This window comes from Actinomadura sp. NPDC048394, assembly GCF_040651755.1.
In the GTDB taxonomy this organism is placed as follows: Bacteria; Actinomycetota; Actinomycetes; order Streptosporangiales; family Streptosporangiaceae; genus Spirillospora; species Spirillospora montaniterrae.
Map to the genome: position 1 here is coordinate 24,449 of NZ_JBEZJL010000051.1, position 16,784 is coordinate 41,232.

The window sequence follows — 16,784 nt, forward strand, 5'->3', positions numbered from 1 at the left end:
CGCGTCCATGTCCGGCTTTCGGCTCGAAAGCCAACAAACCCCCGCAGGCATCGCGACGTACGTAAACCCCATTTGAACTGCCAGTTCGCTCACCAGGCACTTTTTCCGGCGCAGTGTTTAGAGCCGGACTTCCCGGTAATGCACGAAATCACCTATAGGGGATTCGCTCCCTTCGAGATCCCCGGGCCGATGCCCACGACGGACGGCATCGCCACTCCACCGAACGCTGCGCCGAAACGGGGCTCATACATGCGCGTGCTCGGAATCAACGCGATCTTCCACGACCCGGCCGCCGCCCTCGTGGTGGACGGGACGGTCGTGGCCGCGGCGGAGGAGGAACGCTTCAGCCGCCGCAAGCACGGGAAACGGCCGGTCGCCTTCTCCGCCTGGGAACCACCGGAGCAGGCGGCCCGCTGGTGCCTGGAGCGCGCCGGGCTCGAGCCCGGCGACCTCGACGCCGTCGCCTACTCCTACGATCCCGGCCTGGTCGAACCCGGCCTGGACGGCCACGACGAGCAGTGGGAGAGGCTGCGGACCCTGTACGCGCGCCGCGCCCCGAACTTCCTCGCCGCCGCCCTGCCCGGGCTCGACCCCGGGATCGTCCGGTACGTCCCGCACCATGTGGCGCACGCCGCGTCCGCCGCCCTGGCCGCGCCGCGGCCCTGCGACGGCGACATCCTCGTCCTGGACGGCCGGGGCGAGTCCCACTCGCACCTCGCCGGCACGTACTCCGGCGGCGAGCTGACCCCGCTGCACGCGCAGCGGCTGCCGCACTCGCTCGGCCTCATGTACGAGGACCTCACCGAGCACCTCGGATTCCTGCGCTCCAGCGACGAGTACAAGGTGATGGCGCTGGCGTCCTACGGCGAGCCGCGCTTCCTGGAAGAGCTGCGCGAGCACGTGCGGGCGACCGGCGACGGCGGCTTCGCGGTCGCGCCGATCGACTGGGGCGCGCTCGCCAAGGCCCGCTCGTCCGAGGGCGAGTGGACCCGCGACCACGCCGACCTCGCGGCGAGCGTCCAGGCGCGCCTGGAGGAGGTGCTGCTCGACCTGGTGACGTGGCTGCACGGGCGGACCGGCTCGCGGCGGCTGATGCTCGCCGGCGGCGTCGCCCTGAACTGCGTGGCGAACTCGCGGCTCGCCGCAGACGGGCCCTACGACGACATCTGGGTGCAGCCCGCGGCGGGCGACGCGGGCACCGCGCTCGGCGCCGCGCTGCACCTCGCGCAGGACGGCGGCGACGCCGTCACCGCGATGCCCGGCGCCGACCTGGGCCGCCAGTGGGACGACGCCTCGATCGCGCGGTACCTCGACACCGCCAAGGTGCCGTACGAGCGTCCGCCCGACGTCGCGGCGGCGGTCGCCGAGGCGCTGGCCCGCAACGAGATCGTCGCCTGGTTCCAGGGACGTTCGGAGTTCGGCCCGCGCGCGCTTGGACACCGGTCGCTGCTCGCCCATCCCGGCCACGCCGCCAACATCGAGCGGCTCAACGACGTGAAGGGCCGCGAGCAGTTCCGTCCCATCGCCCCGATGGTCGCGCTGGAGCACGCCGCCGAGATCTTCGACGGCCCGATCCCGAGCCCGTACATGCTGTTCGTCCATCGCGTCCGCCCGGAGTGGCGGGAGCGGATCCCCGCCGTCGTCCACGTGGACGGCACCGCCCGGATCCAGACGGTCGCGAGCGGCCACGAGCCGCTCGTCGCGCGGCTGCTGGAGGAGTTCCGGCTGCGCACCGGCCTGCCGGTCGTCGTCAACACCAGCCTCAACACCGCCGGACGGCCCATGGTGGACGACCCGCGGGACGCGCTGGAGTGCTTCGGCTCCGCGCCGGTCGACCTGCTGGCGATCGGCCCGTTCGTCGTCCGCCGCCGGGAGGTGCACGCCCGATGAGCTGCACCGTCGTCGTCCCGACGATCGGCCGGCCGAGCCTGCGCACCGTCCTGGAGGCGCTGCTGGACTCGATCGCCGGCGGCCCGGAGCCCGCCCCGCACGAGATCATCGTGGTGGACGACCGGCCCGCGCACGGCGCGCCGCTGCCGCTGCCGGACTCCGGCGGGCGGCGGATCCGGGTGATCCGCTCCGGCGGGCGCGGACCGGCCGCCGCGCGCAACGCCGGGTGGCGCGCCGCCGCCACCGAATGGGTCGCCTTCCTGGACGACGACGTCGTCCCCGACGCCGGCTGGACGCAGCGGCTCGCCGCCGACCTCGCCGGGCTGCCGCCGAAGGTCGCCGGCTCGCAGGGCCGCGTCACCGTGCCCGCGCCGGACGGCCGCCGCCCCACCGACTGGGAGCGCGGCACCGCCGGGCTCGCGGACGCCGACTGGATCACCGCCGACATGGCCTACCGGCGCGGCGTCCTCGCCGAGCTGGGCGGCTTCGACGAGCGGTTCCGCCGCGCCTACCGCGAGGACGCCGACCTCGCGCTGCGCGCCCTGGCGGCCGGGCACGACCTGGTGCGGGGCGAGCGGCACGTGACGCATCCGGTGCGTCCGGCCGGGTTCTGGGCCTCGGTCCGCGCCCAGGCCGGGAACGCCGACGACGTCCTCATGTGGCGGGTCCACGGCTCCGGCTGGCGGGCCCGCGCGGGCGAGGGCAGGGGCCTGCTGCGCCGGCACGTCCTGACGACCGCCGCCGGCCTCGCCGCCCTGGCCGCCGTGCCCGCCGCGTCGCGCGGGAGCCGGGCCGGAACGGCCGCCGCGGCGCTGGCCGCGGGCGCCTGGGCGGTCTCCACCGCCCGGTTCGCGCTCCAGCGCGTCCGGCCCGGGCCCCGGACGCCCGGCGAGGTGCTGAAGATGGCGGTCACCAGCGCGGTCATCCCGCCCGCCGCCGTCGCGCACCGGATCAGAGGCCTGCTGACGCACCGCGACGCCCGGCCGTGGGCCGGGCCGTGGGTCGTGCTGTTCGACCGCGACGACACCCTCATCCGCGACGTCCCGTACAACGGCGACCCCGCGCTGGTCGAGCCGATGCCGGGCGCGCGGCGCGCCCTGGACCGGCTGCGCCGGCACGGCGTGCGGATCGGCGTGGTGTCCAACCAGTCGGGGGTGGCGAAGGGGCGCATCACCGCCGGCGACGTCCGGCGCGTCAACGCGCGGGTCGAGGAGCTGCTCGGCCGCATCGACGTGTGGGAGTTCTGCCCCCACGACGGCGACGACGGCTGCGAGTGCCGCAAGCCGCGGCCCGGGATGATCGAGCGGGCCGTGCGGCGGCTCGGCGCGCTGCCGTCCGACTGCGCCGTCATCGGCGACATCGGCCGCGACATCGAGGCCGCGGCGGCGGCCGGCGCCCGGGGCATCCTCGTGCCGACCGTCCGCACCCGGCCCGCGGAGATCGCGCGGGCGCTGGAGACGGCACCGAACCTCGGCGCCGCCGTCGATCTGGTCCTCGGCGGAAGGCGGGCGCGATGAGGGTGCTGCTGGCACGCCAGGACAACCTCGGCGACGTGCTGCTCGCCGGGCCCGCCGTCCGGGCGGTCGCGGCGCGGGCCGACGAGGTCGTGCTGCTGTGCGGACCGCGCGGCCGCGCCGCCGCCGACCTGCTGCCCGGCGTGGACGAGGTCATCGAGTGGCGCGCGCCCTGGATCGACCCGGAACCGGACCCGGTGGACCGGGCCGACATCGAGGCGGCCGTCGCGAAGCTGGCGGGCTTCGACCGGGCGCTCATCCTCACCTCCTTCCACCAGTCGCCGCTGCCGCTCGCGCTGCTGCTGCGGCTCGCCGGCACCCCGTGGATCGGCGGCATCAGCGAGGACTACCCCGGCTCCCTGCTGGACCTGCGGCACCGCCCCGAAGGCGACGTGCCCGAACCGCTGCGGATGCTGGCCCTCGCCGAGGACGCCGGGTTCCCCGCGCCCGCCGACACCCGGCTCCGGGTGCGCGAACCGCTGCCCGACACCGACCACCTCACCGGCGGCGCCGGCTACGTGGTGGTGCATCCGGGGACGTCCGTCCCCGCGCGGGCCTGGCCGCCGGAGCGGTGCGCCGAGGCCGTCCGGCTGCTGCGCGCCGCCGGCCACCGGGTCGTGGTGACCGGGCACGGCGAGGAGAAGGAGCTGACCGCGCTGGTCGCCGGGGAGGACGGCCTCGACCTCGGTGGCCGCACCGCCCTGCCGGAACTCGCGTCCGTGCTGCACGGCGCCCGCGCCGTCGTCGCCGGCAACACCGGCCCCGCCCACCTCGCCGCCGCCGTCGGCACCCCCGTCGTGTCGCTGTTCGCGCCGACCGTCCCCGCCGCCCGGTGGGCGCCGTTCGGGGTACCGATGGCGCTGCTCGGCGACCAGGGCGCGCCCTGCAAGGACAGCCGCGCCCGCGTGTGCCCCGTGGAGGGCCACCCGTGCCTGGCGTCGGTCGGCGCCGACGAGGTCGCCGCGGCCGTCGAGGTCATCGCCGCGGACCCGCGCGGCACACCCCCGGAGGAGGAACCCGCCCGATGAGAGTCCTGCTCTGGCACGTCCACGGCTCGTGGGCCACGTCGTTCGTGCACGGGCCGCAGACCACGCTCGTCCCCGTCACTCCCGGCAAGGGGCCCGACGGCAAGGGACGCCCCGACACCTTCACCTGGCCCGACCGCGCCGTCGAGGTCACGCCCGAGCGGCTGCGGCATGAGGACGTCGACGTCGTCGTCCTGCAGCGCCCCCACGAACTGCAGCTCGCCGAGGAATGGCTCGGCCGCCGCCCCGGACGCGACGTCCCCGCCGTCTACGTCGAGCACGACACCCCCCGGCGCACCCCCTCGGACGCGAGCCTGCCGGAGGAGGTCGTCCCCGACAGCCGCCACTTCCTGCACGACCGCGACGACATCCCCGTCGTGCACGTCACCCACTTCAACCAGCTGTTCTGGAACTGCGGCCGCGCCCCGACCACGGTCATCGAGCACGGGATCGTCGACCCCGGCTACCGCTGCACCGGCGACATGCCGCGCGCCGGCGTCGTCATCAACGACCCGCTGCGGCGCGGGCGCGTCGCCGGGACCGACCTGCTCGCCCGGCTGGCGAGCGCCGTCCCCCTGGACCTGTTCGGCATGAACGTCGCGGGCGTCCCGGAAGCGCTCGGCATCGCGCCGGAGTCCCTGTGGACGTTCGAGGACCTGCCGCAGGCGCGGATGCACGAGGAGCTCGCCCGCCGCCGCGTCTACGTCCATCCCTACCGGTGGACCTCGCTCGGCCTCGCCCTGATCGAGGCCATGATGCTCGGCCTGCCCGTGGTGGCGCTCGCCACCACCGAGGCGGTCGAGGCGGTGCCGCCGGAGGCCGGGGTGCTGTCCACGCGGGTCGGCACGCTGGCCGACGCCGCGCGGACCCTGGCCGCCGACCCGCCGCGCGCCCGCCAGATGGGCAAGGAGGCGCGCGCCCACGCCGTCGAACGCTACGGCCTGCCGCGGTTCCTGCGCGACTGGGAGCGAACTCTCACGGAGGTAACGCGATGAGAATAGCCATGATCTCCGAGCACGCCAGCCCGCTGGCCGCCAAGGGCGGGCTGGGCGGAGCGGACGGCGGCGGCCAGAACGTGTTCGTCGCGGAACTGGCCGCCGAGCTCGGCCGCCAGGGCCACTACGTCACCGTGTACACGCGGCGGGACGCGCCCGCCCTGCCGCGCCGGGTGCGGCTCGCGCCCGGCGTGACGGTCGAGCACGTCCCCGCGGGCCCGGCCGAGCGCATCGCCAAGGACGACCTGCTGCCGTGGATGCGCGACTTCGGGCTCTACCTGGAGCAGCGCTGGGCCGCCGAGCCGCCGGACGTGGCGCACGCGCACTTCTGGATGAGCGGGCTCGCCGCGCTCCAGGCGTCGGCGCCGACCCTGGCGCGGCGCGTGCCGGTGGTGCAGACGTACCACGCGCTCGGCACGGTGAAGCGGCGCCACCAGGGCGGCAAGGACACGAGCCCCGCGTCGCGCCTGGAACTGGAGCGCGCGATCGGGTTGTCCGCCGAAGCGGTCATCGCCACCTGCGCCGACGAGGTCGCCGAGCTGACCGCGATGGAGGTGCCGCGCGAGCGGATCTCGGTGGTGCCCTGCGGCGTCGACCTCGGGCTGTTCACCCCGGACGGGCACCGCTCGGACGGCCGGGAGCGGCACCGGCTCGTCGTGCTGTCGCGGCTCGTCGAGCGCAAGGGCGTGGACACCGCGATCCGGGCGCTGGCGCACCTGCCGGACGCCGAGCTGGCCGTCGCCGGCGGGCCGCCGCGCGGCGACCTGGACGGCGACGCGGAGGTGCGGCGGCTGCGGCGCGTCGCGCGGGACGCGGGCGTCGCGGGACGGGTGGAGTTCCTCGGCCGGCTCGGCCGCGAGGAGGTCCCGCCGCTGCTGCGGTCGGCGAGCCTGGTGGTGACGCTGCCCTGGTACGAGCCGTTCGGCATGGTCCCGCTGGAGGCGATGGCGTGCGGCGTCCCGGTCGTGGCGAGCGCCGTCGGCGGCCACCTGGACACCGTCGTGGACGGCGCCACCGGCGTGCTGGTCCCGCCGCGCGACCCGGAGGCGGCGGCCGCCGCGATCCGGGCGCTGCTGGACGACCCGGCGGGCCGCGCCGCGATGGGCTTCGCGGCGGGCGACCGGGCCCGGGAGCGCTACTCCTGGGCGCGCGTCGCCGCCGACACGGCCGGCGTCTACGAGCGCGCCGCGGCGCTGAGCGGGGTGGCCGCATGACCGAGCGAAGCGAGGGCATGCGGCGGTGTTGTCGGGGGGCACGGGGGGTCGCCCCCCGCAGGGAGGCAGCGTGACGACCACGACGCAACGGATCGCGCGGACGCGCACCGCGACCGCGCAGGACCGGCGCCTGGAGGCGCTCGCCGAGGCGGCGCTGGAGTTCCGCGCGCAGGTCCCGACCATCGAGGCGTGGGGCCGCCGGCTCGCGGGCGTGCTGCGCGCCGGCGGGCGGCTGCTCGCCTGCGGGAACGGGGGCAGCGCCGCCGAGGCGCAGCACCTGACCGCCGAGCTCGTCGGCCGGTTCGAGGACGAGCGCCGGCCGCTGTCGGCGATCCCGCTGCACGGGGACACCTCGTCGGTCACCGCCATCGGCAACGACTACGGCCCGGCGCACGTGTTCGCCCGGCAGGTGCAGGCGCACGGCCGCCCGGGCGACGTGCTGGTGTGCCTGTCGACCAGCGGCCGCAGCCCCAACGTGATCGCCGCGGCGGACCGGGCGCGCGAGCTCGGCCTGACGGCGTGGGCGGTCACCGGGCCGGGCCCGAACCCGCTCGCCGACGCCTGCCACGACGCGATCACCGTGCGGGCCGGCGCGACCTCGACCGTCCAGGAGATCCACCTCGCCGCGGTGCACCTGCTGTGCGGGGTGGTCGACGACGCCTTGGGGGTGAATCGATGACCGCACCGCTGGTGGTGGTGGGCGACGTGCTGCTCGACGTCGACATCGTCGGGACGAGCAGCCGGCTCTGCCCGGACGCGCCCGTCCCGGTCGTCGAGCAGGCGGAGGAGCACGCCCGGCCCGGCGGCGCCGGGCTGGCCGCGCTGCTGGCGGCGGCCGGCGGCCGGGAGGTCGTGCTCGTCACCGCGCTCGCCGACGACGAGCCGGGGCGGCGGCTGCGCGCCATGCTGGAGCGGCACATGGAGGTCGCCGCGTTCCACCTGCACGGCGGCACGCCGTGCAAGCTGCGCATCCGGTCGGGAGACCAGTCGGTGGCGCGCCTGGACGCCGGGGAAGGGCAGGCCCTCGACGGGCCCGTCGGCCCGCGCGTCACCGACGCGATCGCGGGGGCCGGCGCGGTGCTGGTCTCCGACTACGGGCGCGGGGTGACCCGGCACCGCGCCGTCCGGTCGCTGCTGAGCGCGCTGCCGCGCGGCGTCCCGGTCGTGTGGGACCCGCATCCGCGCGGCGAGCCGCCGGTGCCGGGCACGCGGCTGCTCACCCCGAACGAGGAGGAGGCCGCGCGGCTGGCGGCCGCGGACGGGGCCGACATCACCGGGTTCGGGCTGTCGGCGGCGGGCCGCCGCGGCCGGCACCTCGGCCGGTCGTGGGGCATCGAGGGCGTCGCGATCACGCTCGGGTCGGAGGGCGCGCTGCTGTGCGACGGGTCGGAGGCGCCGTTCCTCGCGCCCGCCGAGCCGGCCCGCGGCGACGCCTGCGGCGCCGGCGACAGCTTCGCCGCCGGGACGGTCGAGGCGCTCGCGGACGGGGCGTCGCTGTCCGGCGCCGTCACCGCCGGCGTGCGGCGCGCGTCGGACTACGTCCGGGCGGGCGCGGCGGCGGCCGTCGCGGCGCAGCTCGCCGAGTCCGGCACGGCCCGGCTCGTCCCCGAGCGCGGGGAGGACGCCTGGGACGTCGTCGAGCGGACGCGGCGGGCGGGCGGCACGGTCGTGGCGACCGGCGGCTGCTTCGACCTGCTGCACGCCGGGCACGTGAGCATGCTGCAGCAGGCCCGGCGGCTCGGCGACTGCCTGATCGTGTGCGTCAACTCCGACGCGTCGGTGCGCCGCCGCAAGGGCCCGACCCGGCCGGTGACGCCGGCCGCGGACCGCGTCCGGGTGCTGGAGGCGCTCAGCGACGTGGACGCCGCGGTCGTGTTCGACGACGACACCCCGGCGCCGCTGCTGGAGCGGCTGCGCCCCGACGTCTGGGTCAAGGGCGCCGACTACGCCGGGACGATCCTGCCCGAGGCCGAGACGGTCCGGGCGCACAACGGAGAGGTGGTCCTGCTGCCTCTGCTGGAAGGGCGCTCCACCACGCGCCTGCTGTCCACCACGAAGGGAAACGCGTCATGAACGTCCTCATCACCGGCGGTGCCTCCGGACTCGGCGCGGCCGTCGCGCGCAAGGTCGCCGAGGACGGGGGACGGCCCCTCATCCTCGACCGGCACCCCCCGAAGGAGGACTTCGAGCACATGCAGGCGGACCTGGCGGACCGGCGCTGCGCCGAGCGCGCCGTGCACGGGCTCGCGCGCGCGGCGGGCGGCCTCAACGCGGTCGTCACCGCCGCCGGCACCGACGCGTGCGGCACCCTGTGCGACGTGCCCGCCGAGGACTGGGAGCGGGTCGTGCAGGTGAACCTGCTCGGCACCGCCGCGGTCGTCCGCGCCGCGCTCCCCTACCTGGAGAACGAGCCGAGCGGGCGGATCGTCACGGTCGCGTCGACGCTCGGGCTGCGCGCGCTCAGCGACGCCACGGCGTACTGCGCGTCCAAGTTCGGCGTCGTCGGGTTCACGCGCGCGCTGGCCGCGGAGATGGCCGGGAAGGTCGCCGTCACGATGATCGTGCCGGGCGGGATGGACACCGCGTTCTTCGACGACCGCACCGAGCAGTACAAGCCGGGCCCGGACGCCCAGCTGAACCGGCCGGAGGACGTCGCCGCGGCGATCGCGTTCGCGCTGCGGCAGCCGCCCGGCTGCGAGGTGCGGGAGATGGTCGTCTGCCCGTCGAAGGAGCCCTCGTGGCCGTGACGGCCGCGCGCCGCGCGCTGGTGCTGCGGGCGCTCGGGCTGGGCGACCTGCTCACCGCGGTGCCCGCGCTGCGGGCGCTGCGGCGCGGCATGCCCGGCGCGCGGATCACGCTCGCGGCCCCGCCCGCGCTGGCGCCGCTGGCGCTGGCCACGGGCGCGGTCGACGACGTCCTGCCGGCGGACTCCGGGCTCGGCCCGCTGCCGCCTCCGGGGCCGGTGGACGCGGCCGTCAACCTGCACGGGCGCGGCCCGCAGAGCCACCGGGTGCTGGCGGCGCTGCGGCCCGCCCGGCTGCTGGCGTTCGCGCACACCGGCGCGCTGCACACCGACGGGCCGGACTGGGATCCGGGCGAGCACGAGGTGGCGCGCTGGTGCCGGCTGGTGCGCGCCTACGGGTTCGACGCCGACCCCGACGACCTGGACCTGGCGCCGCCGGCGGTCCCCTCGCCCGCGCCCGGCGCCGTCGTCGTCCATCCGGGCGCCGCGTTCGCGGCGCGGCGCTGGCCGGCGGAGCGGTTCGCGGCGGTCGCGGCGGCGCTGCGCGCCGGCGGCGAGCGGGTCGTCGTCACCGGCGGGCCCGGCGAGGGGCCCCTCGCGCACGGCGTGGTGGAGCTCGCGGGCCTGGACCCGCGGGACGACCTCGCCGGCCGCACCCACCTGCCGCAGCTGGCCGCGCTCGTCGCGGGCGCCCGGCTGGTGGTCTGCGGCGACACCGGCGTCGCGCACCTCGCGACCGCGTTCCGCACGCCGTCGGTGCTGCTGTTCGGGCCGACGCCCCCCGCCCGGTGGGGACCGCCCGACCGGGCCGAGCACCGGGTGCTGTGGGCGGGGCGCTCCGGCGACCCGCACGGCGGCGAACCCCACCCGGGCCTGCTGGAGATCTCCGCGGACCAGGCCGTCGAGGCCGCCGGGAAGGCGCTCACGTTACACGCTTAGGAGGAACAGATGAGGCATGCCCGCGCCGTCGTGACCGGAGGATCCGGCTTCCTCGGCTCGCACCTGTGCGAGGCGCTGCTGGCCCAGGACATCTCGGTGGTCTGCCTGGACAACCTGCTGACCGGCACGTCCCGCAACATCGCGCACCTCACCGACCGGCGCGACTTCCGGTTCCTGAGACGCGACCTCACCGAGCCGGTGCACGTGCCCGGCGACGTCGGCTACGTGTTCCACCTGGCGTCGTCGGCGTCCCCCGCGGACTACCTGCGGTACCCGATCCAGACGCTGGAGGTCGGCAGCCAGGGCACCCGCAACGCGCTGGAGCTCGCGGAGGAGAAGGGCGCCCGGTTCGTGCTGGCGTCCACGTCCGAGGTGTACGGGGACCCGCTGGTGCACCCGCAGCCCGAGACGTACTGGGGCAACGTCAACCCGGTCGGGCCGCGCAGCGTCTACGACGAGGCCAAGCGGTTCGGGGAGGCGCTGACGTCGGCGTTCCGGCACTCCCGGGGCCTCGACACCGGCATCGTGCGGATCTTCAACAGCTACGGGCCGCGGATGCGCCCCGACGACGGCCGCGCGATCCCGACGTTCCTGCGGCAGGCGCTGACCGGCGAGGACCTCACCGTGACCGGGGACGGCTCGCAGACCCGGTCGATCTGCCACGTCCACGACACCGTCCGGGGCATCATCGCGCTCGCGATGTCGGACCATCCGGGGCCGGTCAACATCGGCAGCCCGTACGAGATCTCCATGGCCGACCTCGCCGGGCTGATCGTCGAGCTGACGGGGTCGCCGTCGCGGATCCGGTTCGTCGACCGGCCGCAGGACGACCCGAAGGTGCGGCGGCCGGACACCACGCTCGCCGAGAAGGTGCTGGACTGGCACCCGCGGTGCGGCATCGAGGAGGGGCTGCGCTCCACCATCGAGTGGTTCTCCCGCGAGCTGCTCGTCGCCAAGCCCGCCTAGCCGGGGAGCACGGCGGGACCTAGGCGCGGAGGGCGGCCAGGAGGTCGGCGAGGAGGCCCGCGGACGGAGGCCGGGCGGGCGTGCGGCCCGCACCCCCGGGCGCCAGGCACCACCGCCACCACCGGTCGAGTTCCGCCGGGTCCAGCAGCGGCGGCGCGTCCCGCTCGCCGGTGGTGACGAGCGCGGGCCACGACCAGGCGCGGGCCTGCGCGGCGACCTTCGCGCCGCCGGCCACCGGGTCGACGGCCAGGACGGGGACGCCGTTCTTCAGCGCGAGGACGAGCCCGTGCAGGCGGGTCGTGACGACCGCGTCGAGGCGGCGCAGCGCGGACTCCAGCTCGGCGGCCGTGGAGAACAGCCGCCAGTCGCGCGGGTCGAGCCGGGTGTCGAGGGGCAGCCGCGCGCAGGCGCGGCCGGCGAGCCAGGCCGTGAGCTCGGCCTCGACCCCGTCGTGGCGGCGGCGCGTCCCGTACTCGCGCTGGCCCGGGGCGAGGACGACGCCGACGACGGGCACCTCCTCCGTTTCCGGCAGCGCCGCCAGGTCGTGCCGCGGCGCCGTCCCCGGCGCGTCCCTCGGCAGGACGGCGTCGAAGCCGGTGACGGCGGGGTCGTCCGGGTCGATGACGGAGACGCCGACCGCGACGCGCCGGCAGCGCGCGTACCGGTGGTGCAGCTCCTCGACCTGCGCGCCGTGCAGCGGTCCGCAGGCGAACACCAGGTGGGTGTAGCGGGCCGGGTCCGCCGCGTCGAGGTCGAGGCCGCCCGGGCGGAAGACGGGGCTCCAGGCGAGGTCGCAGCCGATCCCGGCGCCGTCGAGCGCCCGCCGGACGGCCTCCATCGCCAGGACGTCCCCCGCGGTGGCCTCACCGTGCAGGAAGCTCGGCCAGCCGGTCACCAGGACCCGCACGCCCCGCTCAGCCGCCCTGGGCGTTCTGCAGGGTCCCCAGGTGCTTCTGCAGCACCGGCAGGACGCTCGCCGCGAGGTTCTTCACGTCCGGTGACGAGCCCTTGGCGATCTCGGTCCTCGTCTCGGCGATCGCCTTCTCATGGCCGCCGATCATGGCGTTGAGCCAGTCGCGGTCGAATGAGCGTCCCGAGCCCCGCTCCAGCTCGCTCGCCTGCAGCGATTGGACGTTGGACGGCGCGTACGGCACCTCGACGCCGAGCCTGGACGCCGTCGCGGTGAGCTTGGCGTCGGACGCCGTGTGGTCCTGGACCAGCATCGCGCCCGCCGACGTGACCTGCGGGGTCGTTCCCTTGCGCTGGGCCATGCGGCCGGCGGCGATCTCCGCGAGGTCCGCCTGCCGGGTGTCGCGCAGCCAGGCCCGGTCCTGGTCGGAGACGGGGGCGGCGGAGGCGCTCGGGGAAGCGACCGGCACCGACGCCGCGACCGGCGAGGCGTGCCCGGTCTCTCCGCCGCAGCCCGCGGCGGCGACGGCGAGCGCGGCGGCGGCGAGCGGCGCGGCGAGCAGCCTGCGACGAGCCATGTCGGTCCCTCCCATCGGTGGCACGCTGGTGCCTGTTACCCGGGGAGGGCGCGCCCATGTCCTCGACGGCCCCGGATTTGGGCGTCCATGACGGAGCGCGGGGCGCCGCGTGGCGCGGCTCCTCGCGCCGTGACACTTGAGACACCTGCCGGTTTACCGAACGGGGCCGGTGGGAAAAGTAACTGCGCGGCCCACTCGCAGGCCGGGTTCTGCCAGGTCCCTTGGTCAGCGAGCCTGGGCCGCGCCACGTTTCCCCAGGCGCCGCCCGTCGCGGGCAAGGGAAGGTCAGCCCGTGAACGCCTGCGCGAGCGCCATCCCGCAGTACGCGGCGCCGAGCCCTCCGGCGACGCTCGCGCCCGCGTTGAGGACGGCGTAGAAGCGGGCGCCGTCCTCGGCCAGCCGGAGCGTCTCGTAACCGAACGTGGAGTAGGTCGTCAGCGCGCCGCAGAACCCCGTCCCGGCGAACGCCATCGGCCCCCCGGACGCGGGCAGCGCCGCCAGGAACCCCAGCAGCGCCGACCCCGCCACGTTGACGGTGAACGTCCCCCACGGGAACACCGAGTCGTGACGGGCCTGCACGGCCCGGTCGGTGAGGTAGCGCAGCGGCGCGCCGAGCGCCGCGCCCAGCGCGATGAGCAGGACGGTCACGCCTCCCCCTCCGCCCCGCGGCCGGTGTAGCGGATCACCTCGACCGGGTCGATGATCACCAGGCCCTCCTCCACCAGCTCGTCCAGCTGCGGCAGGAACGCGCGGATCTTCCGCTCGGCGTCCACGATCACGATCACCATCGGCAGGTCCTCCGACAGCGACAGGATGCGGGAGGTGTGGATGCGGCTGGACGCGCCGAACCCCTCGCAGCCGCGCACCACGCTCGCGCCCGCGAGCCCGGCCCGGTGCGCCCGGTGCACGATCTCTGTGTACAGGGGCCGGTGGTTCCACCGGTCGCTCTCCCCGACGAAGACGGTCAGGCGCAGCGCCGGACCCTGGATTCTCATGACCGCTCCTTGGGACGCGCGCGGACGGCGAGGCGGGTCAGCCGGACGCCCGCGAAAACCGCGGCGAGCGCGGCGGCGAGCGTCCCCCCGAGGTACGACAGTCCCACCACGGGCGCCCCGGCCGACAGCGCCCGCTGGAAGTCGACGATGTGGGTGGAGAACGTGGTGTAGCCGCCGAGCACCCCGACGCCGAGGAACGGCCGGACGAGCCGGTGCACCCGCCACGTCTCGGTGATCAGCACCATCAGCGCCCCGATCACCAGGCAGCCCGACACGTTGATCAGGAACACCGGCCACGGGAACTCACCGGGCCGGTACGGCATCGCCTCGGTGAGCCCGTACCGGGCGAGCGCGCCGAGGACCCCGCCCGCCGCGATGGCGCCGAGCGTCGCCCACGGGGCTCGGCGCAGCTCGAACCGCTGGCGCGGCACGCTGAGATCGACGTCGGGATCGACGGGACGTCCTGTCACGGCATCGGGCACGGCACACTCCTACCAGCGGAAACCTCGGTCACCGGTAGGGACCGTTGGCGGATCGCACCGCGGTTCTCCCCGTCCCGGGGACGGCGGGCCCCACCGCCGTGGCGCCGCTCCCCCGAGGGCGCGGGCCCAGTCTACCGATCACCGGGGGTGCGCCGGGCGCGCCCCCGCTCCTCCCGTCCCATCAGGATCCGGGGCGGTCGACCTTGCCGCGCCATCCGCCCGTCTGCACGCCGCGCGACTCGATGAACGTCTTGAAACGCCGGAGGTCGTCCTTCACGCGGCGGTGCAGGGCCCCCGCCCTGTCGCCCGCCTTCTCCACGAACCCCTCGGGGTCGAACTCCATCTGCGCGGTCACGCGGGTGGTGTCGTCGTCGAGGCGGTGGAACGTCACCACGCCCGCGTGCGCGGGGCCCTCCGTCGACGTCCACGCGACGCGCTCGTCCGGCAGCTGCTCGGTGACGCGCGCCTCGAACCGCCGCGTGACGCCGGCGACCCGGACGGTCCAGTGCAGCGTGGTGTCGTCGACCTGGCGGATCTCCTCGACGCCCTCCATGAACCGCGGGAAGTCCTCGAACTGCGTCCACTGGTCGTAGGCGACGCGGATCGGAACGGTGACGTTGACCGACTCGGTGATCGTGCTCACGGGGCTCCCCTTCGTCCGTCTCCCGCCCGCTACCCGCCTCGCCTCCTTCTACACGGCGGCCCGGACGGCGACGCGGTCCGGTGTGAGAGGCGGCTCCCCGGGTACAGGAGGCGCAGCGATCAGCGACCCGCCCATCGCCGGCACCCCGAAGGAGAACGACCCCCATGACGTCGGCGCGTCCGTCCAGCCCCCCGCGGCCCGATGACCGGCCGCCCCGCTTCGGGGACGGCCAGGCCGAGCTCCTCCTGGCGGAGATGAACCGCCTCCCGGAGGACGACCCGCGCCGCGACCGGCTGCGCACGCGGATCGTGGAGATGCACATCCCGCTCGTGCGGGGCATCGCGCGCCGGTACGCCAACCGGGGCGAACCCCTCGACGACCTGCAGCAGGTCGCGTACCTGGGGCTGGTCAAGGCCATCAACCGGTTCGACCCCGAGGTCGGCGACCGGTTCGTCACCTACGCCTACCCGGTGGTGACGGGCGAGGTGAAGCGGCACTTCCGGGACAAGACGTGGGGCGTGCGGGTGTCGCGGCGCATCCAGGAGCTGCGGCCGGTGCTGCAGAGCACCGTCCAGGGGTTCACCCGCGAGCACGGCCGCTCCCCCACGACCCGGGAGATCGCCGCGCTCATGGAGATCACCGAGGACGAGACGGTCGAGGTGATCGTCGCCTGCGACGCCTACCGGCCGCTGTCGCTGGAGGCGCCCGCGGACGGCACCCCCGACGGCGACGCGGGGACGGTCGGCGAGCGGCTCGGCTCCGACGACCCCGCCCTGCAGAACCTCATCGACGGCGACGCGCTCCGGCCGCTGATCGACGAGCTCCCCGAACGCGAGCGGACGATCCTGCTGCTGCGGTTCTTCGGCAACAAGACGCAGACGCAGATCGCCGAGCAGGTCGGGCTGTCGCAGATGCACGTGTCGCGGCTGCTGCGCGCGACGCTCGAGCGGCTGCGCGGCGGCCTCCTCGCGGACGGCTGACCGGCGGTGCGCGGCAGGCCTGCGCGGAAGGCCCGGGTCACGGTAGCGCGCGGAAACGATCGGGGTCAGGGCCGCGGCAGCGCGCAGGACCTGCTCAGCACCACGTCGCCGCCCTTGCCGAGGCACCGCGCGAGCAGGTAGGTCTGCGCGGCGTAGTGGGCGCCGTGCCGCACGGTGACGGCCCCCTTCCGGTCGACCTCGCACGGGTTGTTCAGGGTGCAGCGCTCGCCGTCGTCGTTCCCGGTGTTGTTGATCGCGACGACGTGGCGGGTCCGGACGTCGATGACGGGCGACCCGGACGTCCCGTGGACGGTCCGGCACTGCGCCGTGTACCGGATGGAGTCCTTCCAGGTCCAGCCGGCCTCCCGCAGCCGGTGGACGGTCGCGTCCGTCTTGCAGCCGTAGATGGCCTTCCAGTAGCCCGACACGACGCGGATCTCGGTGCCGTCGTGCGGCCGGGCGGTCGACAGACGCAGCGCGGGGACGCCGTACCGCTTGCGGATGGCCGCGTAGCTTTCGTCCAGCCGGTACACCGTGACGTCGGTCTCGGTCATGGTCGAGTACTCGACCCGGGTGGCCTTCAGGGTGCCGAGGGTGGTGCGGCCCGTCCGGTCGAGGAGCGTGAACGTCCTGGTGGAGGGCCGGTCGACGATGACCTGCCCGGGCTTCGGCATCCCGTCCTCCAGGCAGTGGCCGTTGGTCAGGACCAGGGCCTTGTCGGAGTCGCGCGAGCGCGGCCCGCGCACCAGGGAGCCCGAGCAGTTGCTGAGCGCGACGATCCCGGTGAAGTCGACCTCGCCGGGGCCGCGGGATGTGCCCGGGGCCTCGGCGGCACCCGCCGGGACGGCCGGAGCGGCGGCCCCCGCGAGGGCGATCGACGCGGTGACGGCTCCAGCGAATCGCCGGTTCAT

The 16,784-nt window shown here is 75.8% G+C and carries 18 protein-coding genes; 11 read left to right on the forward strand and 7 right to left on the reverse strand.

All coding sequences use genetic code 11. The features are described 5' to 3' along the window. Positions 1-249 precede the first annotated feature (249 nt). The 10 genes from AB0C78_RS32230 (at position 250) to AB0C78_RS32275 (ending at position 11,286) form a co-directional block, all read left to right on the forward strand. The gene (locus tag AB0C78_RS32230; protein ID WP_360755218.1) at positions 250-1,890 is read left to right on the forward strand and encodes a carbamoyltransferase C-terminal domain-containing protein; all 1,641 of its coding nucleotides are present in this window, start codon (positions 250-252) and stop codon (positions 1,888-1,890) included. Then, the gene (locus AB0C78_RS32235) at positions 1,887-3,407 is read left to right on the forward strand and encodes an HAD-IIIA family hydrolase (RefSeq protein ID WP_360755220.1); all 1,521 of its coding nucleotides are present in this window, start codon (positions 1,887-1,889) and stop codon (positions 3,405-3,407) included. The genes AB0C78_RS32230 and AB0C78_RS32235 overlap by 4 nt, the downstream gene beginning before the upstream one ends. Beyond that, positions 3,404-4,432 carry a glycosyltransferase family 9 protein gene (locus AB0C78_RS32240; protein ID WP_360755223.1) on the forward strand — a complete coding sequence of 343 codons (1,029 nt, stop codon included), beginning with the start codon at positions 3,404-3,406 and terminating at the stop codon, positions 4,430-4,432. Before AB0C78_RS32235 ends, AB0C78_RS32240 begins: the two co-directional genes overlap by 4 nt. Beyond that, positions 4,429-5,424 (forward strand): glycosyltransferase family 4 protein, encoded by a 996-nt coding sequence (locus AB0C78_RS32245; RefSeq protein WP_360755226.1) that lies wholly within the window; start codon positions 4,429-4,431, stop codon positions 5,422-5,424. Before AB0C78_RS32240 ends, AB0C78_RS32245 begins: the two co-directional genes overlap by 4 nt. Positions 5,425-5,432: 8 nt before the next feature. Beyond that, complete coding sequence (locus AB0C78_RS32250) at positions 5,433-6,638, forward strand: glycosyltransferase (protein ID WP_360755228.1); 1,206 nt, start codon at positions 5,433-5,435, stop codon at positions 6,636-6,638. 154 nt (positions 6,639-6,792) lie between these two features. After that, entirely contained in the window at positions 6,793-7,317 is a 525-nt protein-coding gene (locus tag AB0C78_RS32255) for an SIS domain-containing protein (RefSeq protein WP_360755381.1), read from the forward strand. Beyond that, complete coding sequence (locus tag AB0C78_RS32260) at positions 7,314-8,711, forward strand: PfkB family carbohydrate kinase (protein WP_360755230.1); 1,398 nt, start codon at positions 7,314-7,316, stop codon at positions 8,709-8,711. Before AB0C78_RS32255 ends, AB0C78_RS32260 begins: the two co-directional genes overlap by 4 nt. Further along, a complete protein-coding gene (locus AB0C78_RS32265) occupies positions 8,708-9,385 on the forward strand; it encodes an SDR family oxidoreductase (RefSeq protein WP_151546959.1) in 678 nt (225 codons plus the stop codon). The genes AB0C78_RS32260 and AB0C78_RS32265 overlap by 4 nt, the downstream gene beginning before the upstream one ends. Then, on the forward strand, positions 9,376-10,320 hold the full coding sequence (locus AB0C78_RS32270) for a glycosyltransferase family 9 protein (protein WP_360755233.1): 945 nt from the start codon (positions 9,376-9,378) through the stop codon (positions 10,318-10,320). The genes AB0C78_RS32265 and AB0C78_RS32270 overlap by 10 nt, the downstream gene beginning before the upstream one ends. A gap of 9 nt (positions 10,321-10,329) precedes the next feature. Next, entirely contained in the window at positions 10,330-11,286 is a 957-nt protein-coding gene (locus tag AB0C78_RS32275) for an NAD-dependent epimerase/dehydratase family protein (RefSeq protein WP_360755235.1), read from the forward strand. A 19-nt stretch (positions 11,287-11,305) separates the two neighbouring features. On the opposite strand, the gene AB0C78_RS32280 is transcribed toward AB0C78_RS32275, so the two are convergent. The 6 genes from AB0C78_RS32280 to AB0C78_RS32305 all read right to left on the reverse strand — a co-directional run bounded on the left by AB0C78_RS32280 (position 11,306) and on the right by AB0C78_RS32305 (position 14,893). Then, positions 11,306-12,193: a polysaccharide pyruvyl transferase family protein gene (locus tag AB0C78_RS32280; protein WP_360755237.1), complete on the reverse strand. Its 888-nt coding sequence runs from the start codon at positions 12,191-12,193 to the stop codon at positions 11,306-11,308. A gap of 7 nt (positions 12,194-12,200) precedes the next feature. Beyond that, the gene (locus AB0C78_RS32285) at positions 12,201-12,773 is read right to left on the reverse strand and encodes a DUF4142 domain-containing protein (RefSeq protein WP_360755240.1); all 573 of its coding nucleotides are present in this window, start codon (positions 12,771-12,773) and stop codon (positions 12,201-12,203) included. A 285-nt stretch (positions 12,774-13,058) separates the two neighbouring features. Then, positions 13,059-13,421, reverse strand: coding sequence for a CrcB family protein (locus tag AB0C78_RS32290; protein WP_151546346.1), 363 nt, complete (start codon positions 13,419-13,421; stop codon positions 13,059-13,061). Next, a complete protein-coding gene (locus AB0C78_RS32295) occupies positions 13,418-13,768 on the reverse strand; it encodes a DUF190 domain-containing protein (RefSeq protein WP_151546347.1) in 351 nt (116 codons plus the stop codon). Before AB0C78_RS32295 ends, AB0C78_RS32290 begins: the two co-directional genes overlap by 4 nt. Then, a complete protein-coding gene (locus tag AB0C78_RS32300; RefSeq protein ID WP_360755244.1) occupies positions 13,765-14,250 on the reverse strand; it encodes a CrcB family protein in 486 nt (161 codons plus the stop codon). Before AB0C78_RS32300 ends, AB0C78_RS32295 begins: the two co-directional genes overlap by 4 nt. A gap of 181 nt (positions 14,251-14,431) precedes the next feature. Then, on the reverse strand, positions 14,432-14,893 hold the full coding sequence (locus AB0C78_RS32305) for an SRPBCC family protein (protein WP_360755248.1): 462 nt from the start codon (positions 14,891-14,893) through the stop codon (positions 14,432-14,434). Positions 14,894-15,057: 164 nt separating this feature from the next. Between AB0C78_RS32305 and AB0C78_RS32310 the strand changes: the two genes are divergently transcribed. Next, the gene (locus AB0C78_RS32310) at positions 15,058-15,873 is read left to right on the forward strand and encodes a SigB/SigF/SigG family RNA polymerase sigma factor (protein ID WP_360755250.1); all 816 of its coding nucleotides are present in this window, start codon (positions 15,058-15,060) and stop codon (positions 15,871-15,873) included. A 65-nt stretch (positions 15,874-15,938) separates the two neighbouring features. Here the strand turns inward: AB0C78_RS32310 and AB0C78_RS32315 are convergent, their stop codons facing one another. Continuing rightward, on the reverse strand, positions 15,939-16,784 hold the full coding sequence (locus AB0C78_RS32315) for a serine protease (protein ID WP_360755252.1): 846 nt from the start codon (positions 16,782-16,784) through the stop codon (positions 15,939-15,941).

What these genes read in the sequence shown, in the direction of transcription:
- AB0C78_RS32275 (WP_360755235.1), top strand. Translation starts at nt 10,330, where the DNA reads ATGAGGCATGCCCGCGCCGTCGTGACCGGAGGATCCGGCTTCCTCGGC.
- AB0C78_RS32285 (WP_360755240.1), bottom strand. Translation starts at nt 12,773, where the DNA reads ATGGCTCGTCGCAGGCTGCTCGCCGCGCCGCTCGCCGCCGCCGCGCTC.
- AB0C78_RS32245 (WP_360755226.1), top strand. Translation starts at nt 4,429, where the DNA reads ATGAGAGTCCTGCTCTGGCACGTCCACGGCTCGTGGGCCACGTCGTTC.
- AB0C78_RS32235 (WP_360755220.1), top strand. Translation starts at nt 1,887, where the DNA reads ATGAGCTGCACCGTCGTCGTCCCGACGATCGGCCGGCCGAGCCTGCGC.
- AB0C78_RS32250 (WP_360755228.1), top strand. Translation starts at nt 5,433, where the DNA reads ATGATCTCCGAGCACGCCAGCCCGCTGGCCGCCAAGGGCGGGCTGGGC.
- AB0C78_RS32310 (WP_360755250.1), top strand. Translation starts at nt 15,058, where the DNA reads ATGACGTCGGCGCGTCCGTCCAGCCCCCCGCGGCCCGATGACCGGCCG.
- AB0C78_RS32295 (WP_151546347.1), bottom strand. Translation starts at nt 13,768, where the DNA reads ATGAGAATCCAGGGTCCGGCGCTGCGCCTGACCGTCTTCGTCGGGGAG.
- AB0C78_RS32240 (WP_360755223.1), top strand. Translation starts at nt 3,404, where the DNA reads ATGAGGGTGCTGCTGGCACGCCAGGACAACCTCGGCGACGTGCTGCTC.
- AB0C78_RS32315 (WP_360755252.1), bottom strand. Translation starts at nt 16,784, where the DNA reads ATGAACCGGCGATTCGCTGGAGCCGTCACCGCGTCGATCGCCCTCGCG.
- AB0C78_RS32230 (WP_360755218.1), top strand. Translation starts at nt 250, where the DNA reads ATGCGCGTGCTCGGAATCAACGCGATCTTCCACGACCCGGCCGCCGCC.
- AB0C78_RS32265 (WP_151546959.1), top strand. Translation starts at nt 8,708, where the DNA reads ATGAACGTCCTCATCACCGGCGGTGCCTCCGGACTCGGCGCGGCCGTC.
- AB0C78_RS32260 (WP_360755230.1), top strand. Translation starts at nt 7,314, where the DNA reads ATGACCGCACCGCTGGTGGTGGTGGGCGACGTGCTGCTCGACGTCGAC.